Annotated in this window: 21 protein-coding genes and 2 tRNA genes; 16 read left to right on the plus strand and 7 right to left on the minus strand. The window is 62.5% G+C overall.

The features are described from left to right. Positions 1-87: 87 nt before the first annotated feature. A complete protein-coding gene (locus ACQY4Y_RS24270) occupies positions 88-1,974 on the minus strand; it encodes an AMP-binding protein (protein ID WP_428493143.1) in 1,887 nt (628 codons plus the stop codon). A gap of 434 nt (positions 1,975-2,408) precedes the next feature. On the opposite strand from ACQY4Y_RS24270, the gene ACQY4Y_RS24275 reads away from it, so the two are divergent. The 3 genes from ACQY4Y_RS24275 to ACQY4Y_RS24285 all read left to right on the plus strand — a co-directional run bounded on the left by ACQY4Y_RS24275 (position 2,409) and on the right by ACQY4Y_RS24285 (position 7,269). After that, complete coding sequence (locus ACQY4Y_RS24275) at positions 2,409-4,436, plus strand: hypothetical protein (protein ID WP_428493144.1); 2,028 nt, start codon at positions 2,409-2,411, stop codon at positions 4,434-4,436. Between the two features lie 162 nt (positions 4,437-4,598). Then, positions 4,599-5,360, plus strand: coding sequence for an SDR family NAD(P)-dependent oxidoreductase (locus ACQY4Y_RS24280; RefSeq protein WP_428493145.1), 762 nt, complete (start codon positions 4,599-4,601; stop codon positions 5,358-5,360). 652 nt (positions 5,361-6,012) lie between these two features. Next, positions 6,013-7,269 (plus strand): FAD-dependent oxidoreductase, encoded by a 1,257-nt coding sequence (locus ACQY4Y_RS24285; protein ID WP_428493146.1) that lies wholly within the window; start codon positions 6,013-6,015, stop codon positions 7,267-7,269. Positions 7,270-7,341: 72 nt separating this feature from the next. On the opposite strand, the gene ACQY4Y_RS24290 is transcribed toward ACQY4Y_RS24285, so the two are convergent. The 4 genes from ACQY4Y_RS24290 to msrA form a co-directional block, all read right to left on the minus strand. Beyond that, positions 7,342-7,992, minus strand: coding sequence for an HAD hydrolase-like protein (locus tag ACQY4Y_RS24290; RefSeq protein ID WP_428493147.1), 651 nt, complete (start codon positions 7,990-7,992; stop codon positions 7,342-7,344). 2 nt (positions 7,993-7,994) lie between these two features. Next, a complete protein-coding gene (locus ACQY4Y_RS24295) occupies positions 7,995-9,143 on the minus strand; it encodes an acyl-CoA dehydrogenase family protein (RefSeq protein ID WP_428493148.1) in 1,149 nt (382 codons plus the stop codon). 5 nt (positions 9,144-9,148) lie between these two features. After that, entirely contained in the window at positions 9,149-10,345 is a 1,197-nt protein-coding gene (gene pimC, locus ACQY4Y_RS24300) for a pimeloyl-CoA dehydrogenase large subunit (RefSeq protein ID WP_428493149.1), read from the minus strand. Between the two features lie 141 nt (positions 10,346-10,486). Continuing rightward, positions 10,487-11,041 (minus strand): peptide-methionine (S)-S-oxide reductase MsrA, encoded by a 555-nt coding sequence (msrA, locus tag ACQY4Y_RS24305; protein ID WP_428493150.1) that lies wholly within the window; start codon positions 11,039-11,041, stop codon positions 10,487-10,489. 181 nt (positions 11,042-11,222) lie between these two features. On the opposite strand from msrA, the gene ACQY4Y_RS24310 reads away from it, so the two are divergent. From ACQY4Y_RS24310 to ACQY4Y_RS24345, 8 genes are all read left to right on the plus strand, one after another. Then, positions 11,223-11,987: a hypothetical protein gene (locus ACQY4Y_RS24310; protein ID WP_428493151.1), complete on the plus strand. Its 765-nt coding sequence runs from the start codon at positions 11,223-11,225 to the stop codon at positions 11,985-11,987. Positions 11,988-12,199: 212 nt separating this feature from the next. Next, the gene (locus tag ACQY4Y_RS24315) at positions 12,200-12,961 is read left to right on the plus strand and encodes an ABC transporter ATP-binding protein (RefSeq protein ID WP_428493152.1); all 762 of its coding nucleotides are present in this window, start codon (positions 12,200-12,202) and stop codon (positions 12,959-12,961) included. Between the two features lie 94 nt (positions 12,962-13,055). Further along, complete coding sequence (locus ACQY4Y_RS24320) at positions 13,056-13,787, plus strand: ABC transporter permease subunit (protein ID WP_428493153.1); 732 nt, start codon at positions 13,056-13,058, stop codon at positions 13,785-13,787. Between the two features lie 5 nt (positions 13,788-13,792). Continuing rightward, positions 13,793-15,697: a Gldg family protein gene (locus tag ACQY4Y_RS24325; RefSeq protein WP_428493154.1), complete on the plus strand. Its 1,905-nt coding sequence runs from the start codon at positions 13,793-13,795 to the stop codon at positions 15,695-15,697. Beyond that, entirely contained in the window at positions 15,694-16,851 is a 1,158-nt protein-coding gene (locus ACQY4Y_RS24330) for a DUF4340 domain-containing protein (protein ID WP_428493155.1), read from the plus strand. The genes ACQY4Y_RS24325 and ACQY4Y_RS24330 overlap by 4 nt, the downstream gene beginning before the upstream one ends. After that, positions 16,848-17,288, plus strand: a complete 441-nt coding sequence (locus ACQY4Y_RS24335; RefSeq protein ID WP_428493156.1) for an NUDIX hydrolase — start codon at positions 16,848-16,850, stop codon at positions 17,286-17,288. Before ACQY4Y_RS24330 ends, ACQY4Y_RS24335 begins: the two co-directional genes overlap by 4 nt. Further along, positions 17,285-18,397: an acyltransferase family protein gene (locus tag ACQY4Y_RS24340; RefSeq protein WP_428493157.1), complete on the plus strand. Its 1,113-nt coding sequence runs from the start codon at positions 17,285-17,287 to the stop codon at positions 18,395-18,397. Before ACQY4Y_RS24335 ends, ACQY4Y_RS24340 begins: the two co-directional genes overlap by 4 nt. Further along, positions 18,394-18,867, plus strand: a complete 474-nt coding sequence (locus ACQY4Y_RS24345; RefSeq protein ID WP_428493158.1) for a YbaK/EbsC family protein — start codon at positions 18,394-18,396, stop codon at positions 18,865-18,867. The genes ACQY4Y_RS24340 and ACQY4Y_RS24345 overlap by 4 nt, the downstream gene beginning before the upstream one ends. Positions 18,868-18,921: 54 nt before the next feature. On the opposite strand, the gene ACQY4Y_RS24350 is transcribed toward ACQY4Y_RS24345, so the two are convergent. Then, positions 18,922-19,006 (minus strand) — tRNA-Leu (locus tag ACQY4Y_RS24350). Between the two features lie 198 nt (positions 19,007-19,204). On the opposite strand from ACQY4Y_RS24350, the gene ACQY4Y_RS24355 reads away from it, so the two are divergent. Next, positions 19,205-19,279: transfer RNA gene (locus ACQY4Y_RS24355), tRNA-Asn, on the plus strand. Between the two features lie 97 nt (positions 19,280-19,376). On the opposite strand, the gene ACQY4Y_RS24360 is transcribed toward ACQY4Y_RS24355, so the two are convergent. Then, the gene (locus ACQY4Y_RS24360) at positions 19,377-20,105 is read right to left on the minus strand and encodes a class I SAM-dependent methyltransferase (RefSeq protein WP_428493159.1); all 729 of its coding nucleotides are present in this window, start codon (positions 20,103-20,105) and stop codon (positions 19,377-19,379) included. Between the two features lie 361 nt (positions 20,106-20,466). Here ACQY4Y_RS24360 and ACQY4Y_RS24365 point away from each other — a divergent pair, with 361 nt between their 5' ends. From ACQY4Y_RS24365 to ACQY4Y_RS24380, 4 genes are all read left to right on the plus strand, one after another. Beyond that, positions 20,467-20,664: a YqaE/Pmp3 family membrane protein gene (locus ACQY4Y_RS24365; RefSeq protein ID WP_428493160.1), complete on the plus strand. Its 198-nt coding sequence runs from the start codon at positions 20,467-20,469 to the stop codon at positions 20,662-20,664. Positions 20,665-21,097: 433 nt separating this feature from the next. After that, positions 21,098-22,303, plus strand: coding sequence for an acyl-CoA dehydrogenase family protein (locus tag ACQY4Y_RS24370; RefSeq protein ID WP_428493161.1), 1,206 nt, complete (start codon positions 21,098-21,100; stop codon positions 22,301-22,303). Then, a complete protein-coding gene (locus ACQY4Y_RS24375) occupies positions 22,303-23,439 on the plus strand; it encodes an acyl-CoA dehydrogenase family protein (RefSeq protein WP_428493162.1) in 1,137 nt (378 codons plus the stop codon). The genes ACQY4Y_RS24370 and ACQY4Y_RS24375 overlap by 1 nt, the downstream gene beginning before the upstream one ends. A 390-nt stretch (positions 23,440-23,829) precedes the next feature. Beyond that, positions 23,830-24,342, plus strand: coding sequence for a hypothetical protein (locus ACQY4Y_RS24380; RefSeq protein WP_428493163.1), 513 nt, complete (start codon positions 23,830-23,832; stop codon positions 24,340-24,342). The last annotated feature ends 214 nt before the right edge of the window (positions 24,343-24,556 follow it).

The raw sequence follows: 24,556 nt of genomic DNA on the forward strand, positions 1-24,556 counted from the left end.
TGGTTCGGCACGGATGCTTCAGATCGATCAGCATCGGAACCGCGTCCTGTTGCGGGGCAAGTTTTGTGCCAGCTGACAGGGGTTTTCCTAGTTCGCTAAAAGCGCGCGTAACTCGTCCAATGCCGCCGGGTCCTCGATCGTCGGCGGCGCCGGTGCGTCCTCACCATCGACGATCTTGCGGATACTGGCGCGCAGGATTTTGCCGGATCGCGTCTTCGGCAGTCTGGCGACGACCCGGGCATCCTTGAACGCGGCGACGGGACCGATGCGGTCACGCACCAGGGCGACCAGTTCGGCGGCGACATCGGCCTCGGATCGGTCGACGCCGGATTTCAACACCACGAATCCGATCGGGGTCTGGCCCTTGAGCTCGTCCTTGGCGCCAATGACGGCGCATTCGGCGACGTCCCTGTGCGAGGCCAGGACCTCCTCCAGAGCTCCGGTGGATAGACGATGGCCGGCGATGTTGATGATGTCGTCGGTGCGACCCATGACCCAGACGTCGCCATCGGTATCGATCACGCCAGCATCGCCGGTGCGATACCAGCCAGGGAAGTCGGTGAGGTAGGATGCGCGATAGCCGCCGTCGTTCTGCCAGAGTGTCGGGCCGCAGCCGGGTGGCAGAGGCAGGCGCAGCGACAGGTTGCCGGTCGAGCCTTGCGGCAGCGCACGTCCATCATCGTCCAGCGCATGCAGGTCGTAGCCGGGGCACGGACGGCCGCCGGAGCCGGGTTTGAACGGGAACAGCCCGAACTGGCGGAAGCCCGCGGTGATCGGCCAGCCGGTCTCGGTCTGCCACCAGTGGTCGACGACCGGCTTGCCGAGTAGTTCGTACGCCCAAACGCCGGTCGGGGGGTCGCATCGCTCGCCGGCGAGATAGAGCGCATCGAGGCAGGAGATGTCGTGGTCGCGCGACAGTTTGCCCTCGGGGTCGCGTTGCTTGATGGCGCGCAAGGCCGTGGGGGCGGTGAACAGAACCTTGACCTGGTGCTGGGCGATCACCCGCCAGAACGCGCCGGCGTCGGGCGTGCCGACAGGCTTGCCTTCGTACATCACCGAGGTGCAGCCGCGCAGCAGCGGGGCATAGACAATGTAGCTGTGACCGACGACCCAGCCGACGTCCGACGCGGTCCAGAACACATCGCCGGCGTCCAGCCCGTAGATCATGCGCATGGAGTTCCACAGCACCACCGCATGGCCGCCGTTGTCGCGGACCACGCCCTTCGGGCGGCCGGTGGTGCCAGAGGTGTACAGCACGTAGAGCGGATCAGTGGCCAGAACCGGGACGCAGGCATGCGGTGGAGCGGCTTCGACCGTGGTTGCGAAGTCGTGGTCGCGGCCTGGCGTCAAAGTCGCTTCGGCCTGCGGGCGCTGCAGGATGAGGCTGGCGGCCGGCTTATGCGGCGAGAGCGCGATGGCGGCGTCGAGCAGCGGTTTGTACTCGACCACCCTGCCCGGCTCCAGCCCGCAGGAGGCCGAGATGATAACCTTAGGTTTGGCGTCGGCGATGCGTGTCGCCAGTTCCGCCGCGGCGAAGCCGCCGAATACGACGGAGTGGATCGCGCCGAGGCGAGCAGTGGCGAGCATGGCAACCGCGGCCTCGGGGACCATTGGCATGTAGATGACGACGCGGTCGCCCTTGCCGACGCCCAGGTTTGCCAGGGCGCCGGCGAGCTTCTCGGTGCGGCCGAGCAGATCGCTGTAAGTGAAGGTATTGATCGTGCCGGCCATGGGGCTGTCGTGGATCAGTGCGGGCTGGTCGCCGCGGCCGGATTCGACGTGGCGATCAAGGCAGTTGTAGCAGGTATTGAGCATGCCGCCGGCAAACCACTGGCCAAATGCACCTTGGTGGGGATCGAAGACCTTATCCCAGGGCTTGGTCCAGGCGATGCCCTGAGCTTCAGTCGCCCAATACACCTCGGGGTCGCGCATCCAGTCGCCGCGGGCTTCCGCATAGGACGGGGCGGTTGTCATCGTGCGTTGCTCCCTGCTTCATTGCGTTGGTTTTCAGGCTGGATTTGTCGACGGTCAAGGCCGGTCTGCGTGCGGCGCGTCGGGTGTCCCGGGCGGGGTTTGTCGGAGTCAGACTGAGACGAATCTCGGTTCGACCCACGCAGTAATGGGGCACCGCAAGGGCGGAAGCCAGGGGCAGCCGCCGGATGGTTCTCGACGCTGGATGTCAGACACACGTTAGATTTGCTTGCATTTCACGTTAGGTATTGTTAGAACATTCACAGAACATAACTGGCGATAGGGTTGATCGCGCCAAATTCGAAGGAGAGCCACCGGATGCTCGACCGCTGCTTTATCATCGTTGCAGACACCCACTCCGCTGCCGAGGCCGCGCCATGAGCGTCGTTCTAACTGGCTCGGGGCAGCAGATTCTGATGGCCGCACCTGGAAGGCCCATGCTGCAAGCACCGCTGCCCGTTACGATGCCATGGGCCGGGTTGACCGGCTGGTGGGATGCCGGGGTTCCGGCGGGCATGCTCGACGGCGCGGCAAAGCCGCTGAGTGCATTCGGTGCCTCGTCCGCCGCGGTCGCCGACAAATCCGGCGCCGGCGCACCGCTGGCGGTCTGGCACGCGGCGGCCAGCGGGTCCAGCTTGCCAATTGCGACGCCGCGGCTGAATGGCCTTCTGGGCGGGCTCGGCCTGAATACGATCGTGCCGCCGAATGTTCCCAGCGCCGGCCAGCAGCTTCCGCTGATGGACCCGGACCAGGGCCTGATCAGCGCGTCGATGAACCTTGGGTCTGCCGCAGCCTGGACGGTTTTCCTGGTCTGGTCGCGGCCAAACTGGCGGCAGAGTTCCGCCGCCGCTAGCACCTTGCTGAGCACCGCCGGCATCGAGGTGGTGGCCGCGGACAACGACGGCGGACAGAGACTGGTGCTGTTCCCAGGCGCCCAGCAAAGCGTGCTGAGCAGCGTTTTGACGCGCCGGCACAGCCACGCCGTAGTGTTGCGCAATACGCCAGGCAGCGGGGTCGATGTCTGGCTTGACGACAATCAGGTCGTTACCGCCGCGCCTAATCCAATGGCGCCGTCGCTGAGCGCGCCCTTGCTTTTCCTGCACAACGGGGCAGTGGCGGGCGGGGCGGAGTGCTGGTTCCATGAAGCCGCAATCTGGGATCGCGCGCTCAGCAGTGCCGAGATCGCTGATGTTCTATCCTATCAATCGCGGTGGACCCGGGGGCCACGTAAAGGCATTCAGGTGCTGGTCACCGGCCAATCCAACTGCGGCAACGGCCTGATCGATGGCGCGTGGCATCTGCTTGCCCAGGGCGTTGCGTGGCACCTGGGGGCGCTGGGCTTCGGCGTGGTCGGCAGTTATGGCGCTCCGCCGGCAGCCACCTGTATTCATGGCGAGGGCATGTATCCGGTGCCGGCTCTGGGCCTGACAGGGTCCTTCCTCAATAACCCAGGCGATGGCAGCGATCCCTCAACATGGGGGCTCGGCAGCGACGGGCTGGCGGTGCAGACCTGGCTGCAATCCAACACCAAGGCGGAGGATGCCGCCGACATCGCGGTGATCCTGTGGCCGTGGTCGGAGGACGACAGCACACGCCAATACAGCGAGAAGGCAACCTACGGGGCCGCGGCACGGCGGTTTCTGTCCCTCGAGCGCGGCATACTATCGCGCTCGGTCGCGAGCCTGCCGCAGGTCTGGTGGTCGGCGATACCATTTGATTACGATGGCAACGACCCTGGCACACAGATGCAACGCGAAGTTGTCGCCGCCATGGCGGCGGATGGAACGCAGAACGTGACCGTGGTGCTGCCGCAAACCTCGGACAGCCTGCCGCGCAGCATCGGCGGACCGGCGCTTGTCTACGATGCGACGACCGGGATCTGGAGCGGCGGTGACCCGCTGCATCGCGACATTCCGGACAATCGGCGTTTCGGCATGCTGGCGGCGCCGCTGGTGGCGCGCGCCGTCCTGGCGTCCGAGGGCGGAGATGCGTTCGCCGTTATCCCACAGGGCATTCCCAGTGCAGGGGGGCCGGTGGTGACAAACGTTTATCGCCAGAGTGATACCAGCCTGGTCATCACGGTGCGGCACGATTGCGGCACCGACCTTATCGTCCCGGCCACGCAGGCGGCGCTTGGCGTTGGATGGGCGGTAATGGACGGAGGTTCGGTGGCCATGCCCGGCACGATCGTTACCGCGACGGCCTGCGTTCGGCTGAATACCACCCAACTGCGCATCACACTGACACGTCCGCTGGCGAATCCGAGTGCGTCTTGTCGGCTGTTCTACCCCTACGGCACCGGAATGATGGGCCGCGGCAATTCGGTCACCGACAATCTTTCAATGGTCACGCCGCCAACCGGCTGGAACATCGTCGCCGACCTTGGGCCGGGTTGGAGCCTCGACACGGCGGTGCATGTGCCGATGTCTATCGCATCCGGCGTGGTGTTGAGTGATATGCCATAGGGCCAACTGCTTGGTCGTGAGGGTGGCCGATTGCCTCGGCCCGCCGGGGCCCTGCGAAAGCGTCACTGGCGTCGATCGGCCCGGGACCTGGTGGTGCCCAGGACAGGCTTGCATGCGCCGCCGGCAGGTGGTTGTTGGTCAGCGACGGTGGAGGGCAACCTGATGCAGATCAATGGTTTAGCAGCGGTGGTGACGGGCGGCGGTTCGGGCCTGGGTGCAGCCACGGCGGCCCATCTCGCCGGCTTGGGTGCCAAGGTGGTGGTGGCCGATATCAATCAGGCGGCGGCCGAGGCTCACGCGGCGCGCATCGGCGGAATTGGCATCGCATGCGACGTTGCGAACGCGGCCTCGGGCGAGGCGGTATTCGCGGCGGCGCGCGCGACGCATGGGCCGGTACGGGTGCTTGTCAATTGCGCCGGGATCGGCACCTCGGGCCGGATCGTTGGACGCGACGGTCCGCTGAAGCTGGACGTATTCGAGCGTGTCATCCGCGTCAACCTGATCGGCAGTTTCAACATGCTGCGACTGGCGGCGGCACAGATGGCGGATTCGGACCCGCTGGACGAAAGCGAGCGTGGGGTGATCATCAACACTGCGTCGATCGCGGCCTATGAGGGCCAGATCGGACAGCCGGCTTACGCCGCGTCCAAGGGCGGCGTGGTGGGAATGACGCTGCCGGCGGCGCGGGAACTGGCTCGGACCGGCGTGCGGGTGGTGACGATCGCGCCCGGGCTATTCCATACGCCGATGGTGGACGGATTGCCGCTGGACGTGCAGACGACCCTGGCGGCTGGAATTCCTTTTCCCGCGCGGCTGGGGCGGCCGTCGGAATATGCCGAACTGGTGGAGCACATCGTGCGCAACAGATTCTTGAACGGCGAGGTGATCCGATTGGACGGCGCGTTGCGTATGCCACCACGGTGACCGGTCAAGACTGGCGTGGTCCCGAGCCCGCTTGATTGATTGGTGGCCGATGCCATTCGGCCTGAGTGGTATGTCGGCGTTTCGGTTCTTTGATCAATTCGTTACTGCGTCGTGGAGGAGTACGCGTTCGCATAATCGGTCGTTGTGGGTTCATGCGCTTGTAAGGCTCACGCGCTGCTGCACCGGCGCAAATTGACGTGTTTCGCGCGAGGGCGGCAACCGTTAGCGTCGGCGGCCTGGCGGGCCGGGTAAACGTGTCGTTCGACGGGATTTTTGATGCGTTCCTGACCGAAGTCCGTGGGCGAGGTGCTTTGCGGGTCGCAACTTCCATTTGCGGAAGTTTTTTTGTGGGCTGTGGGAACGATCTCAGCGAAGGCGTGGGATTGCCGTGACAGCGGGAAATAAGGGTGCTTTTGCCACCACTCAGAGTTTATTGGCGTTTGACCGCGCTTCGCCGACATAATCACTGTAGGCTATGGTTTCGGCTATCAGACGTTTGTCAAAAAGCAGCAGCCGAGGGCGATGAAACAGCGATTTTGTGTGTTGGAACGTGAGATTACCTTTCTCATAAGCCAACGTCCTCTCTTTGAATTGTGTTGTCGATTTGGATGTAATTTCCGACAACATAATTGTTCCTAACGTAGCGGGTGTCATGACTGAGATCGTCGATGTCGCGATTATCGGCGCGGGTCCTTATGGGCTCTCGATCGCCGCTCACCTTGCCGGTCAGAATGTGGACTTCCGTATTTTCGGCAGCCCCATGCACACCTGGCGGACATCGATGCCGGAATCGATGGTGCTGAAATCGGAAGGCAACGGATCGGACATTTACGATCCCGCGCAGGAGATGACGCTGGCTCGGTTCTGTGCTGACCGCGGGTTGCCCTACGAGGACATTGGCTTCCCGATCCCGCTTTCGACCTTTATCGCCTATGGCATCGCATTCCAGCAGCGCTTCGTGCCGCGGCTGGAAGATCGCCAAGTGACCAATGTGATGCCAACATCGTATGGGTTCGACATTTATTTGGATGATGGCGAGGTGGCACAGGCTCGCCGCCTGATCGTTGCCGCGGGAATCCGCTCCTACGAATACACCCCACCGGAACTTGCTGATCTTCCCAGCGAATTGGCCACCCACAGCGCGCGGCACGTGAAGGTCGGTCAATTCGCTGAGCGTGAGGTGGCGATCATTGGAGGGGGTGCCTCGGCGCTCAACCTGGCGCCGGTGCTGATGCAGGTAGGGGCAAAACCAACCCTGATCGCCCGTCGCCCGGTCATTGATTATTGTGGACCGCCGACCGAGCGGACCCTGTTGGATCGCATTAAGGAGCCTGAGTCCGGCCTGGGCACAGGCTGGCGGTCGTGGGCATGCTGTGCCATGCCGTCGGTGTTCCACGCCATGCCTGAGGCGTTCCGGCTGATGATTGTGCGCAAGCATCTGCCAGCGGCACCCGGCTGGACGTTGCAGCCGCAGGTGGACGGCATTGTTCCCGTCGTTGTGGGCGCGACGATCGCTCGCGCGGATGCGGTGGGTGGTCGCGTGCGCCTGGAATTGGATCTTCGCGGTGGCAAGAAGCAGATCGTGACCGCGGACCACGTCATCGCCGGAACAGGCTATCGGGTGGATATGCGGCGCCTGGCATTCCTTGGGCCGGAGGTGCTGGATCGGCTGGATTGCGTGAACCAGACGCCTCGGTTGTCGCGCTGCTTCGAGAGTTCGGTGCCTGGGCTGTATTTCGTCGGCACCGCGGCCTCGAACAGTTTTGGGCCGATGATGCGGTTCGCCTACGGTGCAGGCTTCGCCTCGCGGCGGATATCGAGGCATCTGGCGCGGGCTTTGGCGCGGGGCAACCAGCCTACCGGAGCAGCCTCGGCGTCATGGGCGAAACCGACCCTGGCAGGAACTTAGCCAAGGGGTTCTCGGGCCCGGCGCTGGTGGGAAAAATGAACCGGTTGAAACGGGTAGGTCTGCCGGCACCGCTCAGGAGAGGTGGCTCATGACCTCCGCAGGGCGGGTGACGATTACGTCAGCGCCGGCCGTCTGAAGTTCGGCCTGACCGCCATAGCCCCATAGGACGCCGATCGAGCGAAGGCTATTGGCCTTGGCGGCTGCGATATCGTGTAGACGGTCGCCGACCATGACGGTGTTGAAATGGTCATAGCCCTCCGCTCTGAGGATCTCGGCCAGCAAATCCACTTTGTCATCGAGGCCACCGCCGGGAAGCGCGCCGTAGATTTTCGGCAAAAAAGACCGGAGTTTCAGGTATTCGACGACGCGTTCGGCGAAGTCCCGGCGTTTGGATGTGGCGACGCAGAGAGGTCGGCCCGCGTGGGACAACGCGGTAAGCATTTCCACAATGCCGGGGTAGACCGAACAGCCGTAAAGGCCGGTCTTCGAGTAGCAGGCCCGGTAGGTGGTGACGCCCAGATCGACGCGATCGTCGCCATAATTTGCCAACAGCGTCCGAATCGAAACGGCGATCGGCGGCCCGACCGCCCATGTGACGTCTCCAACCGCCGCCGGATCGTGACCGAGTTCGGCCAGCATATGAAGGAAGCACGCGGCAATGCCGGGACGGGAGTCTGATAGCGTTCCGTCGAGATCGAGCAGGACCGCTCCGGCGCACGCCAAACTTAAGCGACCCTGCCGAACAAACCGCCGTTTGCGGCCAAATAGGCCAGGTGGGTGTCGGCATCACCGTAGAGCTGATCGATCATTGTCGCGCGCTTGAAATAGTGGCCGGCGGCATATTCGTTGGTCATGCCAATACCGCCGTGAAGTTGGATAGCCTCCTGACCGACGTGACGGGCGGATCGGCCGATTTGGACCTTGGCGGCGGAGATCGCGCGGCGGCGCTCGATTGGATTTTCTTCGGCGGCCATTACGGCGGCGAACATGGCCATGCTGCGGGCCTGTTCAAGCGCGACCAGCATGTCGACCGAACGATGCTGCAGGACCTGAAACGATCCGATCGGGCGACCAAATTGCTTGCGGGTTTTCAGATATTCCAAAGTCAGGTCCTGAAGCGACTGCAGGGCACCGACCGCCTCGGCACAGAGGGCAGCGATGGCTTCGTCTATGACGTGCTCCATCACGGGCAGGGCGTTGTCGTTGAGCAGGTCGTCGACGGAAACTCGCAGCTTGGTCAGGGTCAGTTCGGCGGCACGGAGGCCGTCTTGGGTCGGGTAGCCGCGTCGGGTCACACCTTGGGCGGCGGGGTCGATCAGGAACAGGCCGATGCCGTTGCGGGCGCGCTGCTCGCCGTCGATGCGGGCGGTGACAAAAACACGGTCGGCGCTATCACCGTGAATGACGACGCTCTTGGCGCCGTCCAGGATATAGCCGTGGCCGTCCTTTTGCGCCGACGTGCTGACGTCAGCGAGATTATAGCGGGAATGTCGTTCGACATGAGCGAATGCCAGTTTTAGTTGGCCGGCGGCTACCTTCGGCGCCAAGGCGGTCAGCAAGGCAGTTGGCGCGGCGCGGCGCAGCAGACCGCCACCGAGAATGACGGTGGCAAAGTACGGATCGAGCACGAGGCCGCGACCGAATGCCTCCATGACGATGGCGGTTTCGACCGCGCCGCCGCCGAAGCCACCCAGGGTTTCGTCGAACGACAGGCCGAGCAAACCCATTTCAGCAATGCGATCCCACATCGCTGAGCTGTATCCAGCGGGTTCGCTGAGGTATTTCTTGCGTTGCTCGAACTGGTAGTGATCAGCGACCAGGCGGTCCACGCTGTCTTTCAGCAGACGCTGATCGTCGGACAGATCGAAATCCATTTTTGCTACAGCCCCAATATAGCTTTGGCGATGATATTGCGCTGGATTTCGTTCGATCCGCCGTAGATCGAGACTTTCCGGTAGTTGAAATACATCGGCGCGGCCTCAGAGGCGTAATCGGGGCCGATGATGGGCTCGTTGTTGCCCTCGAAGTCGCGCTGGTAGGGCATGACGTAAGGGCCGACGACTTCCATCAGCATTTCGGTCAGTTGCTGCTGGATGACCGAACCTTTCAGCTTCAGGATCGACGAGGCTGGGTTTTGTCGGCCCTTGGCCAGTTTGCGTTCGTCCGAAACGACCCGGAGTTGGGTCATCTCCAAGGCTTTCAGCTCCACCTCCACGGCGGCGAGCTTTTCCTGAAACCGCGGGGTTTCGATCAGCGGGCGCTCACCGGCGAATTCCAGCGCGGCGAGTTGCTTGATGCGGGCGATCTTGGCCTTCGATGCGCCGACGCGGGCGATGCCGGTGCGTTCGTTGCCGAGCAGGAACTTGGCGTAGTCCCAGCCCTTGTTCTCCTGGCCGACAAGATTCTCCACTGGGACTTCCACGTCGTCGAAGAACACCTCGTTCACCTCGCGGCCACCGTCCATGGTGATGATCGGGCGGACGGTGATGCCGGGGGTCTTCATATCAATCAGAATGAAGGAAATCCCTTCCTGCGCCTTGGCGGCGGGATCGGTGCGGCAGAGGCAGAATATCCAGTCGGCGTATTGGGCAAGCGTGGTCCAGGTCTTTTGGCCATTGATCACGTATTTGTCGCCGCGCTTCTCCGCCTTGGTGCGCAGCGACGCCAGATCGGAGCCGGAGCCGGGCTCGGAGAAGCCCTGGCACCAGAAGATGTCGACATTGGCGGTGGCGGGCAGGAAGCGCTGCTTCATCGCCTGATTGCCGAATTGGGCGATGACCGGGCCGACCATGGAGACGTTGAAAGCGATCGGCGCGGGCACGTTGGCCTGCTGCATCTCGTCCTGATAAAGATAGACCTGGATCGGGGTCCAGTCCTGGCCGCCCCATTCAACCGGCCAGTTCACCGTGGCCCAGCCGCGCTTGTGCAGGGTACGCTGGGCGTTGATCATATCGTCGCGGGTGAGACCCTCGCCTTCCGCGACCTTGGCTCGAATGGATTCTGGGACCGCGCTGCGGAAGAAGTGCCGAGCTTCGTCGCGGAAGGCGATTTCTTCTGGGGTGAAGTTGAGGTCCATGGCGCGCTCCTGCTTGCGATTCGTTATAGCGGCGAGTGGCCTTCGTCAATTACGGCAACCGGCGACAACGTAGCGCCGTTCCGGCGGCTTGGGAGCCCGTCGGTAGCGCCCGCGTACCTCCGATGCAGCCGCGAAGACAGCCTATTCGGCTGCCTCGCGTTTCACCCGGTCGGCGAACTGCTTGCGGAATTTCACCACTTTCGGAGCGACGACCACCTGGCAATATCCGCTCCACGGATTGCGAGCGAAGTAATCGTGGTGTTCCGGTTCGGCTTCGTAGAACTGAGTGAGCGGCTCGATCTCGGTCACCAGCTTGGCGGGCCAAATACGGGCGTCGGCGATCTCTTCCATGACCGCGCGGGCGGTTTCGACCTGGGCATCGGACTGGGTCAAGATGATCGAGCGGTATTGCGAGCCGACATCATTGCCTTGGCGGTCCTTTGTGGTTGGGTCATGGATGGAAAAGAACACCCGCAACAGGTCGGCATAGGCCAGTTGACTTGGATCAAACTTGACCTGCACCACCTCGGCGTGACCGGTGCGGCCGCCGCAGACGGCTTTATAGCTTGGGTTTGCAAGGTGACCGGCGGCGTAGCCGGACATGACCGAGTTGACGCCGCGGAGGTCCTTGAAAACCGCCTCGAGGCACCAGAAGCAGCCACCACCCAGGGTGGCGGATTCCTGCGTTGTGCTCATCGATGTCGCTCCGTTTCAGTTGGGCTGGGACCATATATAGGGACGCCGCGACGTCATACAGGCCCGGCGGTCGGGCGACCCGAGACCGCGGTTTTGCGGCGCGAGTGATTTCGCAAAGCCGAAAGCCGCACTTAAGGCAGGTGAGGTGACGCCCTCACGGTACGACCGTCAACGAAAACCATTGATAAAGAGCCCAATCCATACGTGGCTCCTGACCTGCACGAAGCCGGCTGGCTGGACCACCCTGCATGGTGGTGCCATTTACCGAATGTTAACCCCACTAGGCTCAGATGCCCGTTTCCAGAAGTCGATCGCAACGCGGGCGGGCACAGTGGCGAACCAGGCAGACCAGATCCAGCAGGTTGTGTGCGCGACGATCCGGACTGAAATCGCCGCGTTGCGTAGCTTTGTCGACCGACGCATCGCCGAACTGAGCGCCGAGGTTCACGCGACCTCGGACTTGATGGATTTCAGCGAAACCAACTTGTCACGGCAATTGTCGGACATTCGTGAGCAAGTGGCGAGTGTAGTCGCGCTACCCACGTTCGCCACCCGCAACAGTGGTTTGGAACTTGAGGCGGTGGTCCAGGCGACCGAAGAAGCAGCCAACCGAATCATGGAAGCCGCCGAGGCAATCGGCGATTGGCTGCGGGAGGGGAAACACGATTCCGCCTCGATGGGCGTGGTCAACGAGAAGGTCAATGCGATCTTCGAGGCTTGTTCGTTCCAAGACGTTACCGGACAGCGAATCCGGCGGGCGATCCAGCACTTGCAGCAGGTCGAAAGTATGCTGACCGAGTTGGCGCCGGGTGAAGAGGCGCCGGCGTTTGAGCGCGTCATGGTCAGTGCACCGTACAATAACGCTGGCGCACTGACCTCGGAGCATCACCGGTGCAATCCGGACCTGGGGCAGGACGCTGTGGATTCGCTATTCGATTGTGCCTGATCGCGATCGCGGTTGGCGCCACCACATATAGTCGCCATGCCGGACCTGACAGTTTGTTGCTCAAACGTGCGGCCGGGTCGCCGACGACTGGAGGCAACGACAGCCTAACTTTTCGTTAAGTTAATATCCCGTCATACATCCGGCTTCCTGGTTGCATTGATTGGCATTTCTTGTATGTCCGCCGCTCAATGGGGAATGCAAGGGAACGCAGCGTGGCGACTCGCATCGAGGAGGCATCGAGCCAACCGGCCTTGATCGAGATCGAACGATTGACCAAGCGTTTCGGTGCGTTCACCGCGGTGGACGATGTGTCGTTTGCGGTGCGACGCGGCGAGGTGCTGGGGTTCCTCGGCCCGAACGGCGCGGGAAAATCGACGACGATGCGGATGCTGGCCGGCTTCATGATCCCGACCGCGGGCACCGCTCGGATTCGGGGCCATGACGTACAGACTGACAGCGTGGCGGCGCGGCGCTTGTTGGGGTTTCTGCCGGAAGGCGCGCCGACCTACCCGGAGATGTCGGTCGAGGGGTTTTTGCGGTTCTGCGCTCGGGTGCGCGGCTATGCGGGTTCTGAACTTGCGGACCGAGTGGATCACGCATTGGGGCTGACAACGTTGCAAGGTGTGAGGCTGCAGCCGGTGGAGACCCTGTCAAAGGGCTTCAAACGCAGGGTCGGACTGGCGCAAGCGCTGCTGCACGACCCCCCGGTGCTGGTATTGGACGAACCGACCGACGGTCTGGACCCGAACCAGAAGCACGAGGTGCGCGGCCTGATCGAGCGAATGGCGCCGGACAAGGCGATCGTCATCTCGACCCATATTCTGGAAGAGGTCGATGCGGTGTGCTCGCGGGCGATCATAATCGCCGACGGCCGGATCGTGGCCGACGCGACGCCTGCGGAATTAGCGCAGCGGGCTCCCTCGGGACGGTTGGAGGAGGTGTTCCGGGCGCTGACGATGCCGGAGGCCGCGTGATCGTGACGCTTACATTTTGCCGTCATTCTCCTGAGCCGGGCGATTACGATCCAACGGTGTCATCGCTGGCCGGCATAGTAACGAGGCAACCGACATGACGAATACGATGGTTGTCGCAGGCCGGGAATTGCGCGGCTATTTTGCCACACCGGTGGCCACCGTGTTCATCGTTATCTTCCTAGTCCTGCAAGGCGCGCTGACGTTCAACCTCGGGCAATTCTTCGACCGCGGGCAGGCAGATCTCAATCCGTTCTTCACCTTCATTCCGTGGGTCTTTCTGCTGCTGATCCCGGCGATCACCATGCGGCTATGGGCCGAGGAACGCCGACTTGGGACAATCGAACTATTGCTGACCTTGCCGATCAGGCAGGGCGAGGCAGTGTTGGGGAAATTCCTTGCCGCCTGGGCGTTCTGCGCAATCGCCCTGGTTCTGACGTTTCCTTTCGTCATAGCCGTCAACATCCTGGGGTCGCCGGATAATGGGGTGATCGCTTCAGGGTACGTCGGTTGCCTGTTGGTGGCGGGGGCGTTTCTGTCGGTTGGCGCGGCGATGTCGGCGGTGACGCGGAATCAGGTGATCGCCTTCGTGCTGGCTGTGGCGATCTGTTTTATTTTCGCCGTCGCATCCAACCCGATCGTAAACGATTTTCTGGCCCATAACGTGCCGGCACTGGGAGAATTCACCCGGCGAATCGCGGTGATCGATCGCTTCACCGATTTCACCCGCGGCGTTATCGAACTGCGCGACCTGATCTATTTCGCCACATTCATCGGCTTCTTTCTATTCTTGAATACTGTCCTGGTCGATCAGCGAAAAGCGGACTGAGCTCTATGCGCCGACTGTCTTTTTCTATCATCGGCGTCATCGCCGCCGCGGCGATCGCCATCGGTATCAACATGTTCGCCGACGCTCGATTGGCGAACACGCAGATCGACTTGACGCAGGGTCATATCTACACACTCTCGCCGGGGACGAAGCAGATCCTGGCGGGGCTGAAGGAGCCGGTAACGCTGCGGCTGTTCTACTCGCGGCAGTTGGGCACTACCGTGCCGGCCTATGGCAGCTATGCCGACCATGTGCGGGAGATTCTGCGGGACTATGCGTCGGAGTCGAACGGCAAAGTCCGACTGGAGTTTTACGATCCCGAACCGTTCAGCGAGACCGAGGACCGAGCTATGGCATATGGCCTGCAGGGGGTGCCGCTGGATCAGGGCGGGTCAAAGATTTATTTCGGTCTGGCCGGCAGCAACATGGAGGACGACGAGCGGACCATCCCGTTCTTTCAGGCGGAGCGCGAGCGATTTCTGGAATATGACCTGACCAAGCTGATCTATGAGCTGTCCAACCCTAAGCGTCCGGTGGTCGGCGTGATGTCGTCGCTGCCGCTGGATGGTGATCCGCACACGATGATGATGACCCAGGGACGTGGGCCGGAGGGGCAGCCTTATGCATCCGCAGTATTATTGCGGCAGACCAACACGGTGAAGACCGTGCCGACGGATGCGCAGGTGATCGATCCGGACATCAAGGTGTTGCTGGTGGCAGAAGCGCAGAATCTGTCGCCGGCCACGCTGTATGCGATCGACCAGTTCGTGATGCGGGGCGGCAAGCTGATGGCGATGGTCGATCCGTGGAGCGAGGCGATGGCAGCGACGCCGTCGCCTTCGGGGATGCCGCCGCGGGATGCCCACTCGGACCTGAAGAAGCTGTTCGACGCGTGGGGAATCGTGTTCGATCCCAAACAGGTTGTCGGCGATCTGACGGGCGCATGGCGGGTGCGGGCGGCTGGAAACGATGCGGCGCAGGCGGTGAACTACGTTGCCTGGTTCAACATTCGCGACGGTATCAACCACGACGATCCGGCGACGGCGGATCTGCAGCAGGTGACGGTAGCGTCTTCGGGGTTCCTTTCGAAGGCGCCAAGCGCGTCGATCGATTTCGTGCCGATCCTGAGCAGCAGCGACCACAGCGGGTTGATCCCGGTGGACGAGGTCAAGACCCCGGATCCGGCAAAGGTGCTGGCCGGCTTCAAGCCCGAGGGCGGTCCGCGGGTGATCGCGGCGCGCGTGCATGGAGTGCTGAAATCGGCTTTCACTGGGCCGCCCCCGCTGCCAAGCGGGCAGAAGCGACCAAATGGGTTTCCGCCGTTCAAGGCGCGGACCGACGGTCCGGCAAACATGGTGGTGGTGGCGGACTCGGATATTCTTGCCGATCGGTTCTGGGTTCAGACTTCGGATTTCTTCGGCCAGCAGAGCGCGACGCCATTCTCGGACAACGGACCGTTCGTCGCCAACCTGATCGGAACGCTGGCTGGCAGCGACGCGCTGATCGGGCTGCGGTCCCGCGGCGATACCAACCGGCCGTTCACCTTGGTGGCCGCGATGCAGAGCGACGCCGAGGCGCGGTTCCGCCAGACCCAGCAGGCGTTGCAGCAGCATCTGGACGATGTGGAAAAGCATCTTCGCACGCTGCGATCCGGCGGCGCCGGCGAGAATGCCAAGCCCGAGGCGGTGATCACGCCCGACCAGCGGGCCGCTATCAGCGCGGCTCGGCAGGACGTACTGCAGACCAGGCAGAAGCTACGGACGGTGCAGTTGGAGTTGAACCGCGACATCTCGCGACTTGAGGACGAGATGCGGATATTCACCATCGTTCTGGTGCCGGCGTTGATGACCATGCTGGCGATCGGCATGGGTATCGTGCAACGGCGCCGACGCGCGAGGGCGCGGCGATGAGGGCGCGCGGCGTCGGGACACTGGTGATACTGGGTGTCGTCGCCGTACTAGGCGGCTGGTATTTTGGCACTCGCCTGACGCCAGGTGAACAAACCACCGTCGCTCGGGGCAAGCTGATGTTTCCCGATCTGGCGCCCAAGCTAGGCCAGGTCGCCCGGATCGAGATTACCCATCAAGCGAAGCAGACGGTCATCGAGAAACGGCCGGATGGAGGCTGGGGGGTGGCTTCAATGCACGATTACCCAGTGCAGGAAGCCAAGTTGCGCGGCATGTTGACCGGACTGACCGAACTACGGTTGGCGGAGCCGAGGACGAGTGACCCGGCGGAGTTCAGCAGGCTGGGCGTGGATGACCCGAATGGGGCGTCTTCCAGTGCCGATCTGCTACGGCTGGTGGACGCTTCTAATAAACCGGTCGCGGCGCTTATTGTTGGGCATCGGCGGATCCGCAGCCAGGCCGACGTACCGGAGGAGGTCTACGTTCGTCGCCCGGGCGAGAACCAGTCGTGGCTCGCCGAGGGCGGCCTGCAGGTGGATGCCGACGCGTCGCTTTGGCTGGATCGAAATGTGATGAACATATCGCACGAGCGGATCGCTTCGGTCGTAGTCGGCGATCAGGCGCTGACGTTTACGCGCCGGGACGGTAAATTCGCGCTGACGCAGCCGGCGGACCATCCGAAACTGGAAGACTACAAAGTGGACGACGTTGCCCGCGGCCTGGAGTTGTTGACGTTCCAGGAGGTCAAAGCAGATGCCGATGCGCCAGGGTCGGAAGCCGGACACTCGGTGTTCACGACCGACGACGGGCTTGCGGTGAAGGTCACGGTGCTCCACGCTGGTAGTCATGTTTGGGCCCGTTTTGCGGCCTCGGCTGCGTCGGACAAGACGAAGGTCGAGGCGGACCGAATGAATGGGCGGCTGGCCGGATGGTCGTATGAGATTGGTTCCTGGAAGGAGAAATCGCTGGTGCCCTCGATGGCTGACCTGAAGGCCGAGGAACCGGCGAAGCCATCATCGCCCAGTTCGGGGCCCGGTTCGGGGGCGCCCAGTTCGAGCGCGCCGAACGCAGGGGTGGTTGGTCCGGGGAATGCTGGTCAAGGGACGGCTAGTTCAGGGATCGCCAGTCCGAAGACGCCCGATGCGGGCGGCAAGTGAACCGGGAGTATCCGACCCGACCATTCGTCGGCATCGGGATCGTGGTGATCAAGGCCGACCACGTACTGCTGTGCCAGCGGGGCAAGCCACCGAATCTGGGTAGCTGGACACTGCCTGGGGGTGCTCAGGACGTCGGCGAGACGTGCGAGGAAGCGGCCCGGCGCGAACTAATGGAGGAGTGCGGGCTGGTTGTGGGCGAGCTGCATTTCTGTGCCCATGTCGATACGATCCGGCGGGATGCCGATGGCCGGGTGCGGTTCCATTACACAATCCTCGATTTCGCCGCACGCTGGGTGGCCGGCGAGCCGGTGGCGGCGACCGACGTGACCGCCGCGGTTTGGGCGCCGCTGGATGCGCTTGAGCCGTATGGCTTATGGTCGGAGGCGCATCGGATCATCGGGATTGCCCGTCGAGTGTTGGCGGGCGGCCCGTCTTGAGCAAAAGTGCCAGCGGGGCAATCCGCAATCCAGACCTTGATGGACTGCGCGGTATCGCCGCCCTGTCGGTCGCGCTGGGCCATTGCTACGAGCAGGTTACCGGCCTCGGGCTGTGGGGAACCAGCCTAAAGAATTTCCCGACCAGGCCGACGTCCCAGGTCGTCATGCGTATCCTTGAAGCGTTGTTTCCGAGCGATGCCGCGGTGATGGTGTTCTTCGCACTGAGCGGCCACGTGCTCTGGGAATCCTTCCGCCGCAAGGACATGCTGTTTTTCCGCGATCTGCCGGAATATACCGCCGCCCGGCTCTACCGACTGCTGCCCCTGACGATCGCCAGTGGCTTGCTGCTTGGATTCTTCACCAGCGCCCCGGGCTATGAACTGGCGCGGAACATGCTGTTGTTCAGCCACAGCCTGAACGGCGTGCTGTGGTCGCTACAAGCCGAGGTCGTTGCCAGTGGAATGTTGTTCCTGCTCTGGGGGCTGACCAAGGGAAGCACTTGGAAAATGCTGGTGGGGCTTGCGGTGTCAATCGCGGCGCTGCCATTTTGCCGCGGCAATCCGCTGATCATGTTCCTGCCGGCGTTCATCCTTGGCGCCGGCGTGACCTCGATCCCGCAGTGGGTCTGGCACAGCCGGTCTCTGCTGTCGGCCGCAATTCTTGCGCTACTGTTTACCAACGTGTTGCTGGGCCATGGCGGCGTGGATCGCTGCGTGGAGATGGGTGCGGCAGCGGCGTTGGTGGGCGCCGTCAGTCAAGGGCAACTGCCGTTTCTGCGCTGGCGCTTGCCGCTGTTCCTGGGGGCGATCAGTTACCCGTTCTACCTGACGCACCTGATCGGGTTGCTGGAGGTGGAGCCGTTCCTGAACTCGCTGCCGCCGATGTCGCCATACCTGATGATCGCCGCGCGTGCGGTAACCTCGATCGGCGTGACAATACCGCTGGCGTGGCTACTGCACGTCTTCGTGGAGAATCCGGTGCTGCGGGCGCGTCCCCGGATCCGCGGGTGGGCGTTCGCGTGGGACGGCTTCGTTCGACCGGACGTTCGGACCAAGGTTTCGGGAATGAGCGGTTCGGGAATTGGCGATCCGGAGATACGAGGGCGATGATGCGGCCAGCCAGCAGTGATGGCGCGATGCGTGTGCAGAGCGTTCTGGGGGAAGCGTTCCGTGTCCTGGAGTTCGAGGACAGCACCCACTCGTCGGCCGAGGCGGCGGCGGCGGTCGGCTGCGACTTGGCGCGGATCGCCAAGTCGATGCTGTTCAAGACGGCGGATGGACGGCCGGTGCTGGTGGTCGCTTCGGGTGCCAACCGGGTCGATGAGAAGAAGGTCGCTGGGCTGGTCGGACAGAAAATAAGCCGAGCGGACCCGGGCTTCGTGCTGGAGAAGACGGGCTTTGCGGTGGGGGCTGTGCCGCCGGTCGGGCATACGGTCGCGCCGGTGGTGTTTCTGGATCGCGATCTGAAGCTGTTTCCAACGATCTGGGCTGCCGGAGGATCGACGAAATCGGTGTTTGAGCTAACGCCGAGTGACCTGGGGCGGTTGACTGGAGCCGAATTCGCGGATGTGGCGAAATAACGATCGAATACCAGATCAACGGTGCAGGTTAAGCGCCCGCTGTTGCGGTCGATATGGTGCGAGAGGGGGGATTCGAACCCCCATGCCCGAAGGGCGGTCGATTTTGAGCCGACTGCGTCTACCGTTCCGCCACTCTCGCTTACGGAGCTATAATACAGCATCGCATGGCCGGGACAACTTACTGTCTCACCGTGCTGATCGGTGGTTGATCCGCGGAAGCTCCATTGGGGGAGCCGGCAATGTCTGACGCGACGGCAAGTCCGTCGCTTTTGCGCGGTTGACCCGGCCCGGCGGGGACACTAGAAGGCGCGCTCGGTGGCCGTTGCCGAGGGTCTGATCGGGCGTAGCTCAGCGGTAGAGCAATCGGCTGTTAACCGATTGGTCGTAGGTTCGAATCCTACCGCCCGAGCCATCGGATGTGGCCGTAGCAACGTTACGGCAACAATGTTGCGGGCCGGCAGCCCTGGGCCGAAGTTTTCGGCTGACTGTGCCGAAGCCGGGATCCGGTTTCAGTGTTGCGCCGCAATCAGCATGAACATCGGCCGCTCCCGTTCTTCGGCGAGTTCCGGCATGGCGTCGATTTGCCGGGCCGTCGGGCCCCATTCCTCGACATGAGTAATCGTGAACCCGGTGTGTATGAGCATATTGAGCGTTGTTCCGATGGTGCGATGCTGCTTGATGACCCCTTTGGCAAGCCAATCGCTGATGCGCCGGCCTTCGTTCAGGTAGCTGTCGAGCGGCCAGATTTTCCGGCCATCGGACCCCACCAGCCAGCGCGGATTTTCGGGCGCCATATAGATCGGATGCTCGATCGAAAATATCAGCCGGCCACCGGGAAGGATGGCGTCGTGCACATTGGCCATAAGGCCAGCGAGATCCTCGACGTAATGGAGAGCAAGTGAGCTGTAGGCGAGATCAAACGACGCGCGCGGCAGGTTAAGCTTTTCCATGTCAGCTTTGGCGTAGATGATGGTCGTGTCGGATGTGGCGGCGGTGGCCCGCGCAAGCATTTTGTCGGATATATCCAGTCCGAGAACTTGAGCGGCGCCCTGCTGGCGCGCCCAGCGGCAAAACCAGCCGAAGCCACATCCGAGGTCGACGATTTTCAGGCCATTGAGGTTGGGAAGCAGCGATTGCAGAGCGGGCCACTCCGGGGCGCCGGCCAACCCTTCGACCGAGCGTCTGAGTTGGCTATAATTCTCGAAGAACGCTGACTCGTCGTAGATATTCTGGGTCATTGCGTCGATCCGTGAGTCATGCCGGCAGACGGGGTTCGGCGACGCGCGGCCTTGACGGGCGCCTGCGATTCTTGCCGCGATCGGAAGAAGCGGCCGGCGAGGCGAGGCGATGATACCAAGCTGACCGCCGGGATTTGTCGCAAGATTTTCGGGCTGTGTCAAAAATAGGGCGCCGACCGAATCTCTTTTCCAGCCGGTGACTCGCCGCGCCTTTCGCGTCAAGCGCGACGGTGGGGAGCTGCAACATCGGATCGGGCTCACGATGTCGAGGGTTTCCGTCTGGGTTGGCCGATCTGTTATGATCTTGCCGAGATGCCCCGTGGGTTGCCTCGAGCTGCCACGGCGTCCACAAGGATCGTCGATGATTGCTGTTGCCGTCTTGCTGCCGTGGCTTGCGCTGCTTCTAAGCAGGCGTTTCTTTCAGGCCTTGTTGTGCCTGGGGCTGCAACTCACCGTGTTGGGATGGATTCCGGCGGCGATCTGGGCTGTGCTCGTGGTCAACGACGACAAGCGGGATCGGCAGTATCGCGAAATGCTTCGGGTGCTTCGAGGCCGGTGACTCCGATGTGTCTCTGCCGGCGGACTCACGCGGCTGGACCGCGGGACTGACCAGATGGAGATCTGAATGCGGCTTTGGCAGCTTGTCTGGCTATGCCTTCCAATTCTCCTGCCTGGATGTGGCGGCAACAACAAACCTGGCGCAACGCTTTCGGTAAGCTGCGGCGGAAGCGATGTCCTGGTTGGCGCCGGTTCGGTCGACGTTCTGGGAGATCCGGTGAACGGTCGTCCAGTCATCAGTTTTCCGGATCCGGTGAACGCCGGCAAAACCGGTACCTTGTTGGTCCGGGCTGGGGACCGATGCAGCATCACCCCGGCGTCCGGTTCTGGTGGATAACGGTCAGCGCCGCGGAACGGCGGCATTGGTCCGTTTGCCCGGATTGCGCAGCGCCGTAGGCACGGTTAAACATACCGGCCAGTAGGAGGGACAATCCATGGATCTTCGATTCACTTCGGAAGAACTCGCCTTCCGCGAGGAGGTCCGCGCCTTCATTGGCAAAAGTCTGCCGGCAGATACCCGAGACCGGATGAAGCTGGGGCATCCGCCACGCAAGGAGGACACCGTGCGCTGGCAGCGGATCCTCAACGCGAAGGGTTGGGCCGCGATGTCTTGGCCGAAGGAATGGGGTGGACCAGGCTGGACGGCGATCCAGAAGATGATCTTTTTGGAAGAGAACCTGATGGCTCCGGCGCCGGAGTTATTGTCTTTCAACATCACCATGCTGGGTCCGGTGCTGATTCAGTTTGGCACCGACGCACAGAAGCAGCGCTTTTTGCTGCGGGCGGCCAATCTTGATGATTGGTGGTGTCAGGGGTTCTCTGAGCCGGGGGCGGGGTCCGACCTGGCGTCGCTTAAAACGGCGGCGAAGCGTGACGGCGATCATTACGTGGTGAACGGGCAGAAGATCTGGACCTCGACCGCACACAACGCGGATTGGTGTTTCTTGCTGGTTCGCACCGATCCGAATGCGCGCAAGCGACAAGAGGGCATCTCTTTTCTGCTGGTGGACATGAAGACGCCGGGTATCACGGTACGGCCGATCATTTCGATCGATGGGGCACACCACCTGAACGAGGTATTTTTCGACGATGTGAAGGTTCCGGTGGAAATGCGGATCCATGCGGAGAACAAAGGCTGGGACGTGGCGAAGTTCCTGCTCGGCAACGAGCGCACCGGCATTGCACGCCTGGGCAAATCGCGTGAACGGGTCACCTCCGCCGTCGAGATGGCGAAAGAGGTGAATTTTGGTGGCGTGCCGCTGATCCAGGACCAGACGTTCCGCCAACGCATTGCTCAGTTGCAGGTGGATATGAAAGCGCTGGAAATTACGCAGTATCGGGTTGTGTCGGCGTATGACAAGGCGAAGGGCGCCGGCAAACCCGATCCGCTGTCGTCGGTGCTGAAGGTAAAGGGGACCGAGTTGCTGCAGGCGACGTCGGAATTGGCGGTCGATGTCGCCGGGCCGTTGGCGACGCCGATCTGGGCGCAGGAACTAGAGGCGTTGAACGAGCCGGACGACATGCTGGAGGCCAGCAGTGCCGGGACCGGCGGGTACCTGATGCTGCGTGCTGCCTCGATCTACGGCGGTACTAACGAGATCCAGAAGAATATCCTGACCAAAGCGGTATTGGGGCTGTAATGGATTTCGAACCATCCGACGACCAGCGCCTACTGGTCGAGAGCGTCACGCGGATGTTGAGCGGGGCATACAGTTTCGCTCAACGCAAGGGCTACATGTCGTTGGCCGAGGGTTACTCTCCGTCGGTGTGGTCGCAGTTTGCGGAGCAGGGGCTGCTGGGCTTGCCTTTCGCGGAGGAGTATGGCGGCTTCGGCGGCGGCGCGCAGGAAGTCATGCTGGTGATGCAGGCGTTTGGCCAGGTGCTGGTGTTGGAGCCGTATTTTTCGACGGTGGTGCTGGCGGGGACTGGGTTGAACGTTGCCGGATCGTCGGAGCAAAAGGCTTCTGTGCTGCCGGCGATTGCCGAGGGTCGTTTGAAGATGTCGTTTGCTCATGGCGAGCGGCAGGCTCGTTATGACCTGACGGATGTGGTGACGACTGCCAAGCGGAACGGGTCGGGCTGGGTGCTGGATGGGTCGAAGACGGTGGTTGCGCATGGCGAGGCGGCGGACCGCATCATCGTTAGCGCGCGCACCGGCGGGGATCGTCATGATGCTGATGGAATCACGCTGTTTCTGATCGATGCCGGTGCGTCGGGGGTTGCCCGGCGTGGCTATGTCAGCCGCGACGACACGCGGGCAGCGGATATCTCCCTGTCCAACGTTCAGGTTTCCGATGAAGACGTGCTGGGCGCGGTCGGCGACGGGTTGCCGATCATCCAGCGCATTGTGGAAGCCGGGATCGCTGCCAGTGCGGGCGAGACGGTCGGGGCGATGGAAGCGATGAACGAAATAACCCTGGAATACAGCAAGACCCGGGTGCAGTTCGGCAACCCGATCGGGTCATATCAGGTGGTGCAGCATCGGTTGGCCGACATGTTCATGGCGCAGGAGCAAGGCCGCAGCATGGCGATGCTGGCGACGATGTCGATCGACAACCCGGATCAGGCGACGAGGACGCGGGATATCGCGTTGGCGAAGGTGGGGATCGGGCAGGCTGGTCGGTATGTGTCGCAGAGCGCGGTGCAGATGCATGGCGGGATTGGGATGACTGAGGAATACGCGGTGGGACACTACTTCCGGCGGTGCATGGTTATCGAACGGCTGTTCGGGGATCCCGCTTACTATCTGAACAGACTGGCGTCGGAGGTGGGGTAGTCCGGGATCGCGCGATTCCGAGGCTCAAGATCGGGCGGGCCGTGGCGTTTGGGTCGCGGCACTTCCTGCCTGTTCCCCCGGAGGTCCCGCGCGGTTGAGCTATAAGTTGTCTCGACGACGGTGCCTCGACCCCAAGTATTGACGCAGGTTTCCGCTAAAGCGGCTGCGGCTGCGGCTGCGGCTAAAAAATGAAATGCTCCAGGCCTTAATGCCCATACTGGGCTAGACGAACATCGTCTGGGCAGCGTTTTCCTCCAGCCTCCGATGATCCGCGGTCCGCGTCGCTCTGCTGTTGCCGGAAGAGCGGATTAACGGTCGCACTCCTACTCGCTATTGCGACGCGTTCTCAACTGAAGTAGTCAGTGCTCGGTCAACTTTGGAGCGCTTCGCATGGGCCAGATTATCCGGCTACCCGTCCGTCTTGCAGGATATCCCGATAATTCGGGGGCTCTGGACCCGGCGGAGAGTGTTTTGCTGATTGCCGTCCGCTCGTGGGTCGACGCCTATCGTCAGGATGAAGATCCAATGCCCCGGCTTTGCCAGAGTCTTGACGCGGCCGGGGTGTCTGATGCTGCGTTTTCCGTTGGCCGGTTGATGACCGCTGTTGCCGGCAGCGCCGTGCAACCGATGAGCATTCACCGCCCGAGCTGTCGGCATCTGTCCAACGACGAAAAGCGCCTCCTGCATGCGGCTAGTCTTGCGCAAAGCGGTCATGACCATCTGGCGGAGACTGCGTTACGGGCGGCCCTACTCTCGGCGGAAGGCGCGGCAGGCGCCCTCGATCCGCTGTTGGATCTGGCAGGACTGTTGGGTGAAGCGGGAATGTTTTTCCGCAGAAGACGAGCGCCCGCGACGGATCCGGCGCTTGATGAGCCGACGGCGGAAGCAGAAACGATCCATTGAGTGAAGTACGTTGCAATGGAAAGGCACCTTTCGACCGGCATTGCCACTATTGTGGCTCTGATGGCGGCGGACTATGCCGCATCCGGCCAAGAAAGACCGAAGTCGAACTACTTTCTGGAAACGATCGGTCGAGCCGGCGCCGATCCCGACGAGATAACGGCTGTGAACTCTCAACACGATCTCGCGGCAAGCCCAATCCGGGCAACCCGGGGCG

It is taken from the genome of Rhodopila sp. (assembly GCF_965277165.1).
GTDB lineage: Bacteria > Pseudomonadota > Alphaproteobacteria > Acetobacterales > Acetobacteraceae > Rhodopila.

What these genes read in the sequence shown, in the direction of transcription:
- ACQY4Y_RS24370 (WP_428493161.1), top strand. Translation starts at nt 21,098, where the DNA reads ATGGATCTTCGATTCACTTCGGAAGAACTCGCCTTCCGCGAGGAGGTC.
- ACQY4Y_RS24280 (WP_428493145.1), top strand. Translation starts at nt 4,599, where the DNA reads ATGCAGATCAATGGTTTAGCAGCGGTGGTGACGGGCGGCGGTTCGGGC.
- msrA (WP_428493150.1), bottom strand. Translation starts at nt 11,041, where the DNA reads ATGAGCACAACGCAGGAATCCGCCACCCTGGGTGGTGGCTGCTTCTGG.
- ACQY4Y_RS24270 (WP_428493143.1), bottom strand. Translation starts at nt 1,974, where the DNA reads ATGACAACCGCCCCGTCCTATGCGGAAGCCCGCGGCGACTGGATGCGC.
- ACQY4Y_RS24285 (WP_428493146.1), top strand. Translation starts at nt 6,013, where the DNA reads ATGACTGAGATCGTCGATGTCGCGATTATCGGCGCGGGTCCTTATGGG.
- ACQY4Y_RS24380 (WP_428493163.1), top strand. Translation starts at nt 23,830, where the DNA reads ATGGGCCAGATTATCCGGCTACCCGTCCGTCTTGCAGGATATCCCGAT.
- ACQY4Y_RS24345 (WP_428493158.1), top strand. Translation starts at nt 18,394, where the DNA reads ATGATGCGGCCAGCCAGCAGTGATGGCGCGATGCGTGTGCAGAGCGTT.
- ACQY4Y_RS24275 (WP_428493144.1), top strand. Translation starts at nt 2,409, where the DNA reads ATGCTGCAAGCACCGCTGCCCGTTACGATGCCATGGGCCGGGTTGACC.
- ACQY4Y_RS24325 (WP_428493154.1), top strand. Translation starts at nt 13,793, where the DNA reads ATGCGCCGACTGTCTTTTTCTATCATCGGCGTCATCGCCGCCGCGGCG.
- ACQY4Y_RS24365 (WP_428493160.1), top strand. Translation starts at nt 20,467, where the DNA reads ATGATTGCTGTTGCCGTCTTGCTGCCGTGGCTTGCGCTGCTTCTAAGC.
- ACQY4Y_RS24320 (WP_428493153.1), top strand. Translation starts at nt 13,056, where the DNA reads ATGACGAATACGATGGTTGTCGCAGGCCGGGAATTGCGCGGCTATTTT.
- ACQY4Y_RS24295 (WP_428493148.1), bottom strand. Translation starts at nt 9,143, where the DNA reads ATGGATTTCGATCTGTCCGACGATCAGCGTCTGCTGAAAGACAGCGTG.
- ACQY4Y_RS24360 (WP_428493159.1), bottom strand. Translation starts at nt 20,105, where the DNA reads ATGACCCAGAATATCTACGACGAGTCAGCGTTCTTCGAGAATTATAGC.
- pimC (WP_428493149.1), bottom strand. Translation starts at nt 10,345, where the DNA reads ATGGACCTCAACTTCACCCCAGAAGAAATCGCCTTCCGCGACGAAGCT.
- ACQY4Y_RS24330 (WP_428493155.1), top strand. Translation starts at nt 15,694, where the DNA reads ATGAGGGCGCGCGGCGTCGGGACACTGGTGATACTGGGTGTCGTCGCC.
- ACQY4Y_RS24375 (WP_428493162.1), top strand. Translation starts at nt 22,303, where the DNA reads ATGGATTTCGAACCATCCGACGACCAGCGCCTACTGGTCGAGAGCGTC.